Genomic DNA, 7,420 nt, shown 5'->3' on the forward strand with positions numbered 1-7,420 from the left:
CAATTATTGTTCACGTGATGGGTAAAAAAATTAAAGGAAGAAATGCGTATGTTAACTGAAATGTATGTCAACACCCGTTTAGCACTGGAGTCGTTTGCCAAAGACAAGCGCGGTGTTACCGCCATCGAATATGCGATTATCGGTGTCGCGATTTCTGCGATTGTGCTTGCGGTGTTCCAAGGGGATGGTGACAGCGGTCTTAAAGGCGCCTTAACTAACGCAATCAGTAAAATCACTGAGAATGTAAACACTGCCGCTACTATTAAGGAATAAGGTAAAACTAAGCAGTAGGCCTTAATCACAGTGATTGCTCTGCCATTATTGATTGGTTCCTGTTTGCTGGTGTGTATGGTTAGCGATCTGAGACGACGCACTATCGAACATTGGGTGCTAGCGGTAATCACTGTGGTTGCAGGGGGCATTGTTTACTGGGCTCAGCTCCCTGTCGGTAATGCGCTAATACAGGCTAGCTTAGTTTTGGTGGCCGGCTTTGCTTTATTTTGGCTCGGTATGTGCGGTGCTGGAGATGTGAAGCTGCTAGCAGCGATAAGTCTCGCGGTGAGCGAACAATGGTGGCCATGGATGTTGTTTTTAATGGCCATTTTGGGCGGCCTAGTCGCTGTCGGGCTTTTGCTGGCCAGCTGGTTAGGAAAGCCCGAATGGCGTGCCCGTGGTGTGCCTTATGCCGTTGCTATCGCGCCATCGGGGATGTTCGCCATATGGCTTACCTTAGCGAGTGTCGCACAGTGATATTCACGATGGCGGTGTACGCAATGTAACGTCGCCGCTCCTCTTATATGTTTGATCGATACAACTATCGCTTCCCACCGTGGTTTCCGGTTGTTTAGAGGGACTATGAATTCAAAATTACTCTCCTTGATTGCCTTTTTGGCCATTGCCATCGGCCTGTACGGTTTATTGCAGCCCAATCAGTCGACGCAGCCGGTGCAAACTGAGGCGTCAACAGCATCACCCGAGGTTGTCTACAAGGTGATAACGTTGAAATCTGGGCTCGACCGTGGTGAGACGATTGCACGAGATAATCTGATCATCGAAACCTGGTCAGAGAACAAAGCCAACCAAATGGGTATTGACGCTGATATGGCAATCCCCGAAACCAATGGCGAGGCTTTATTAGCCAGACGATCACTGGCGGCCGGCGATATTCTCTATCCGGACGCAGTAGTGTCTCCGCAAAGCCAAGATTATCTCGATTACGTCACACAAGCCGATCGTATTCCCTTTCCGCTTGAAGTCTCAGCAACCTCAGTGGTCGGTGGGGCGGTGCGCGCTGGGGCATTGGTCGATATTATGGCGCTTGCCTCCACCGATCAAAACCTTGCCAATGAGACCACAGTGCGTAGCTTTCGCGGTGTGTCCCTCGCGCCTGTATTAATGGGCGTGAAAGTCCTCAAAGTTGCGCAATCGCGTCAAGAGGCGACCCGCAATCAACCGGCTTCTACGGACACCACCTTGATTTTGGAGCTTACCCGTAAGCAAGTGGCCACCATGACCATTGCCAAACGCATCGCCCAACTTGAGGTTCACAAGTCGCTGGGCAAAGCGTCGCCTAAAGATATGTCCGCCAACGCTGGCGATGTTCTAGATGACTATCGAGCGATTACAGAGTTTCGGGCTGATACTGCCGTTATAAAATAAGGAATTTGTATGGAAGCGCCGCACTTTTGTCGCCGCTGGATGTTGGCATTATTGTTGAGCTGGGTCGCGATGGCGGCCCATTCTGCCCCTATGGTGATGAATATCGCCAAAGGCCAGGCAGAAGCATTGCAAGTCAATCAAACGATTGGCTCGGTATTCGTCGCTGATCCCGCGATAGCAGACTACCAAGTTATCGATAAGCGAAAAATTGTAGCGTTTGGTAAAGCGGTTGGCACAACCTCGTTACTGGTATTTGATGAAGCAGGCAATACCATGGCGGCACGTCAATTGGTCGTGAACCAAAGTATGGTCCATATTCAGCAACAAATTCAGCTGCGTTATCCGGATCTCGATATTTCAATTGATAATTTGGCTAATCAAGTGGTACTCAGCGGTCGGGTGGCCAGCGAAACGCAGAAAAAAAGTATCGAACGCTTGGTGGGTGAGCTGTTAGCAAAGTCAGCCACTGAAGAAGAAGTTGAGTGGAATACGGGAGAAAATACCTACAACCTCGAGTTTATGCGCCGTTATCGCTACGACGGGATTGTCAATAACTTAGAGGTGGCCACGACCAAGCAAGTCAATGTGCAATTAACCGTGGCGGAAGTCTCCAATTCGTTTATGGAAAAGTTTGGTGTTAATTTTAGCTCGGGCGGTCGAGGCAGCGGGATCTTTGTTAATCCGTTGAAGAGTTTTAGTGCCAGCGACATCCTCACCGTCATCAGTGCGGTTGGCGATGATAATGTCGGACAAATTCTCGCAGAGCCCAATTTATCGGTGTTATCGGGTGAAACAGCCAGCTTTCTTGTCGGTGGTGAACTGCCTGTCGTCACTCGTATTGATGGTGGCGTGAATGTGCAGTATCGCGAATATGGGGTCAAACTAGAATTGGCGGCGAACGTACACAGGGACGATAAGATCAAACTCGCATTAATGCCGGAGGTGAGCTCTTTGGATGCGCAATACAGCAATGACGCCTATGATTTGCCGGCATTAAAAACACGCCGAGCCCGCACTACGGTTGAGCTGGGAGACGGCGACAGCTTTGTGCTCGGTGGCTTGTTGAACAGTGAAGAGCGTGAATCCTTATCGAAAATACCCTTTGTCGGTGATATTCCTATTTTAGGGGCGCTGTTTCGTCATACCGAAACGCAACGTAACAAGACTGAGCTGGTGATCGTCGCCAAAGTGAATTTGGTCAAACCCATACAATCAGATCAAGTGGTTATCCCACAAATTCAGCGAACGTCGACGCTTGAGCGCTTTTTCGCATTAGACGCGGTGCCTGAGCAAGCACCATTGCGCCAATGGTTGCGTAAAGGAGGCTTTATCCAATGAAAGTGACATTATGGCTAGTCGGCACCCTCCTAATGAGTGGGCTGTGGGGCTGTACACCCGCTTATCAAACCGAGGGAACTCAAGTTTTACTGGCGCCAGTAACTTATCAGTTAACGCTATCAACATCCGCGTCGCAGAGTGATTTTGAGCAATTTACTCGTTTTGCTTCTCATCATCAGAAGTTAGTACTTACTCAACCTATTACGATTGACTATAACACCCCTCGCGGTGAACAGGCGGCGAAAAAAGCGCAACGTTATTTATTGAAGTTGGGAGTAGAAAGTCAAAATATTCGGCGTCGTTCGGCGGCCCTGGAAGACGGAGATTGGCGCGTTTCAGTGGTGACTTACCAGGTAAAACCACAAGCTTGTCATCCCGTTAAAATAGCCGATGTGCGTCAGAATAAAACCGGTTGTGTGGTGACACAGAATCGCTGGCTCTCCAAGGTGCGTCCTGAACGTGGCCTCAGTCATGAAGAAGGCGAATACTGATGTTTGATCTCGTTGATATATTAAAAAGTAATCAATCTCAGCAAGACGAACGCGAGAAGATTACGTCGGTATTATTCTATCAAACCGCTCCCTGTCGTTCTTTGGTGGAAGAAGCGTTTCGTTTTGAGGGCGTCGCAACGCCAGAGATCTGCAAAAACTCAGACATGGCGATCACGGATCACGTTCGTCAACAGAGTGTTGAAATCGTATTGGTTGAGTTGAATAGCAGTCAGGATGTGACGGGGGATGCTCGTCGTATTAGCCACTTATTGCCAAGTCATGCCTCTGTGATTGTGATTGGCAGTGAGGATGCGATCTCAACGATTCGTAATCTCAAAGAGATGGGATTTTATTACTTATTTTGGCCAATTACGAAACAAGAGCTGATCGATTTTGTCCGTAGCGTCAGTGATAACCGTCAGCGTAATCGTGGACCTGGCCAAAACCGTCGCGCGAAAAGAATATCGGTGATTGGCGCTAAAGGAGGGGTTGGCACGACATTGATCACGTCTGAGTTAGCGCATCAATTGGTCACCGATAAAAGCGCATCATGCATTGTGGTTGACCATAATTACACCAGTGGCAACCTAGATATTATGTTAGGGCTAAAGAAGTTTGAAAAGCGGGAGGTGCAAAAAGGCGCGTTTTCTTCAAGCCTTGATCTATCGGCAGCGCAAAGCTTACTCACCAAACACAGTGACATGCTCTCTGTTCTATCACTGACCTCCAAACAGTACAGTTTCGACGAACTGAATGATTACCACAATAATGCCGCGGATATACTCTCATCAGAATGCAACTTCATTGTTGAAGATGTCTCGGGTTCGTCGGGCTTTACGCATCGTAACCAAGCGCGTTGGTTAGACAGTGACTGCATTATTTTGGTGGTTAGCCCAACTGTATCAGCATTACGTGATGCCGGACGATTAAAAATGACCATTGACAAAGTCGATGAAGCATCGCGGCCGCGCCTCATCCTGGTACTAAACCACTGTATACCGGAAAAGTTTGCCACCGTGACGGGGGCAGATATAGAGAAGTTTCTTCAATGCCCACTTGATGTCGTGATCCCCTTTTCGGGGAAAATTGGCGAGCTTGTGTTGGAGGGAAACCGAGTCGCGCAGGCTAAAATAAAGGCATCTGGTCCGACGCGTAAATTGGCTTCCTTGGTGATAGGTGAGTCAACAGAGCGCCGTTCAGTGTTCAATTTTTTCACCGGTTTGTGGCGTCAAAAGAGGCACGTTGAGTGATAGGCACCAAGGAAGTCTATGTAAAGATCCGTAAGCAGGTCTTTGATGCCTTAGACCCGAATGTGATTGCGGATGTGTCGCGTGAAGATCTTGAAAAGCAACTCCAGAGCGCGGTTGAGCTACTCATCAATCGTGAGCAATGGCCATTAAGTAGCACGGTAAAAAATGAGTTCGTTAAATACTTAACCGACGAGCTGATTGGTCTGGGGCCACTGCAAAATTTAATGGACGATGAAACCATCACCGACATTATGATCAACGGACCTGATTCCGTTTATATTGAGCGTAACGGTTTAGTTGAGCCCGCACCGGTGACCTTTATTGATGAAAGTCAGTTGCGTGAAATCGCCAAGCGTATTGCTTCACGGGTTGGTCGTCGGGTGGATGAATCGTCTCCTACTTGTGATGCGCGCTTAGAAGATGGTAGCCGCGTTAATATTGTTATTCCGCCGATATCCATTGACGGCACCGCGATTTCAATCCGTAAATTTAAAAAACAGAGTATTGATCTACAGAAGCTGTGTGAGTTCGGGGCAATGAGCCCAGAAATGGCCCAACTATTAATGATTGCCGCGCATTGTCGGCTCAATATTTTAATATCCGGGGGAACAGGCTCAGGTAAAACGACCATGCTCAATGCCTTGTCCCAGTTTATTGGTGAAAATGAGCGGGTCATTACCATCGAAGACGCCGCGGAGTTACGGTTGCAGCAACCTCACGTGGTGCGATTAGAAACGCGGACCGCAGGGATTGAAAATACAGGTTTAGTCGATCAACGCGACTTAGTGATTAACTCGCTACGGATGCGTCCCGATCGGATCATTGTGGGTGAGTGCCGTGGGGCCGAAGCGTTTGAGATGCTCCAGGCCATGAATACCGGTCACGACGGATCCATGTCAACGCTGCACGCCAATACACCTCGCGACGCACTGGCTCGGGTTGAATCGATGGTGATGATGGCAAACAGTAACCTCCCGCTAGAAGCGATTCGGCGCACCATCGTTAGTGCTGTCGATTTGGTGATCCAAATCAGCCGGTTGCATGATGGTAGCCGTAAAGTGATGAGTATTACCGAAGTGGTTGGATTAGAGGGCGCAAATGTGGTTATGGAGGAGATTTTTCGCTTTCAACCGGTTTATCAGCAGTCTGGTGAAGGGAAAGTGCGTGGCAACTTTATGACGGCAGGACTCATGCAACGTTCGGTGTTGATGGAAAAAGCACGTTTCTTTGGGCTTGAGGAAAAGCTTTCGTCTGCATTCATAGCCGGGGAGGGCATGTGATTTACCTTGTAATGCTGATGGTTGGGTTGGGGTTATTGATTGTTCCTTGGCTGAAAAAACACAAACGCTATGATTATCTCGAAGAATTTAATCGAACTGAGTTCGTTGAATCCGTGATGGCAAACCAGCAAGCGGTTGATTTACGTTCCCTGGCCGATAGGAGTGTATGGGAAAACATTCTACTGCGCTGGAGCAACTTTAAGAAACAGCTGGGAGAGCGCCCAAATATTAAGTTAGCCGCACTTTTAGCGGGCCTTTGTTTTGCATCGATTCAATTTAACAACCAGTTTTTACGGGAGCCCATCTGGATAGTTACGCCGCCTTTTGTGCTTGCGGGTATGTTGATATTTTACCGTTGGCTTCAAAACCGCGAACAAAAAATGTTTGAAACAGCATTCCCGGATGCGTTGAATATGATGACCAGTGCAGTGTCTGCCGGTGAAAGTATCATGCATGCTATTTTGTATGTCGGTAATACGCTCGAAGGTGACATTGGTCGTGAGTTCCGCATTATGGGGAAACGTTTACAACTTGGTGAGTCTCCTGACGACGTGTTTCGAAAGTCCTGTCGCCGTTATCCTTACCCATCGTTTTACTTTTTTGTGATCACGCTGCGCGCCAATATGCAGCGTGGTGGCCAACTCAAAGATATTATGATGCGGCTTAATCGGATGATGTTTAATGCCCGCTCGATTGATAAGAAAAAATATGCGTTAACGTCTGAGGCGCGCACATCGGCGAAAATCGTCGCGGCGATTCCGTTTTTTTTCCTGTTTGTTTTGCAATATCTCAGCCCAGAAAACTTTGAGTTTGTGATGTTTGACCCCGATGGCAAAGTGATTCTTTATTATGTCCTTATTAGTGAAGCGATTGGGATCGCCATCGTTTGGGGATTAATGAAAAGTGTGCGCTGATAAAAGGGAATCATGATGGCACAGCATCAATGGATTTTTTTAATACTGCTACTTGTCGGCTGCGTGCTTGCTGTTGGTGCATTGCGACAGTCGCGTAAAAAACGCCAATTTCGTGACTTTAATATTGAGAACTCAACCGATCAAACAACAACCCCACTATGGGATAAGTTTGGCGCCTTTATCAACCAGCTGGTGTCTAATGACACCCATGAGGTGGAACAAAAATTTCTCGCGGCCGGTATTTACGATAAGCGTTGGAGCCGGTTATTTATGCCGATGAAGTATGCGGTATTGCTTGCGGGTAGCGTTGGTATATTTTTATTGAGCCAACTGCAACAATGGCCGAATACTTGGCTTTTGATTGGTGGCTTAGTGTGGCTGGTGATCATCATCATTGGCCCCGATGCCTATCTCAACCTACGTAAACGGGCGTTGGTGAAAGCCATTTCTAATCGACTGCCTTACATGCTCGATCTGATGGCTGTTTG

8 protein-coding genes and 1 pseudogene are annotated in these 7,420 nt (G+C 48.0%); all 9 read left to right on the forward strand.

Going from position 1 to position 7,420, the window contains the following annotated elements:
- Nucleotides 1-48: 48 nt before the first annotated feature.
- Nucleotides 49-273, forward strand: coding sequence for a Flp family type IVb pilin (locus BZG79_RS08965; RefSeq protein WP_077774226.1), 225 nt, complete (start codon nt 49-51; stop codon nt 271-273).
- A 30-nt stretch (nt 274-303) separates the two neighbouring features.
- On the forward strand, nt 304-750 hold the full coding sequence (locus tag BZG79_RS08970; RefSeq protein ID WP_077774227.1) for a prepilin peptidase: 447 nt from the start codon (nt 304-306) through the stop codon (nt 748-750).
- Nucleotides 751-855: 105 nt separating this feature from the next.
- A complete protein-coding gene (gene cpaB, locus BZG79_RS08975) occupies nt 856-1,659 on the forward strand; it encodes a Flp pilus assembly protein CpaB (protein ID WP_077774228.1) in 804 nt (267 codons plus the stop codon).
- Nucleotides 1,660-1,668: 9 nt separating this feature from the next.
- Nucleotides 1,669-2,997, forward strand: coding sequence for a pilus assembly protein N-terminal domain-containing protein (locus BZG79_RS08980; protein WP_242413601.1), 1,329 nt, complete (start codon nt 1,669-1,671; stop codon nt 2,995-2,997).
- Nucleotides 2,994-3,488 carry a hypothetical protein gene (locus tag BZG79_RS08985; protein WP_077679721.1) on the forward strand — a complete coding sequence of 165 codons (495 nt, stop codon included), beginning with the start codon at nt 2,994-2,996 and terminating at the stop codon, nt 3,486-3,488. Before BZG79_RS08980 ends, BZG79_RS08985 begins: the two co-directional genes overlap by 4 nt.
- The gene (locus BZG79_RS08990) at nt 3,488-4,738 is read left to right on the forward strand and encodes a hypothetical protein (RefSeq protein ID WP_077461931.1); all 1,251 of its coding nucleotides are present in this window, start codon (nt 3,488-3,490) and stop codon (nt 4,736-4,738) included. The genes BZG79_RS08985 and BZG79_RS08990 overlap by 1 nt, the downstream gene beginning before the upstream one ends.
- Nucleotides 4,735-6,018 (forward strand): CpaF family protein, encoded by a 1,284-nt coding sequence (locus BZG79_RS08995; RefSeq protein WP_108743258.1) that lies wholly within the window; start codon nt 4,735-4,737, stop codon nt 6,016-6,018. Before BZG79_RS08990 ends, BZG79_RS08995 begins: the two co-directional genes overlap by 4 nt.
- Complete coding sequence (locus BZG79_RS09000) at nt 6,015-6,932, forward strand: type II secretion system F family protein (protein ID WP_077461933.1); 918 nt, start codon at nt 6,015-6,017, stop codon at nt 6,930-6,932. Before BZG79_RS08995 ends, BZG79_RS09000 begins: the two co-directional genes overlap by 4 nt.
- A 15-nt stretch (nt 6,933-6,947) precedes the next feature.
- Nucleotides 6,948-7,420, forward strand: a pseudogene (locus BZG79_RS09005) (hypothetical protein); the annotation flags it as partial.

Source organism: Salinivibrio sp. MA427 (genome assembly GCF_001996115.1).
GTDB classification, from domain to species: domain Bacteria; phylum Pseudomonadota; class Gammaproteobacteria; order Enterobacterales; family Vibrionaceae; genus Salinivibrio; species Salinivibrio costicola.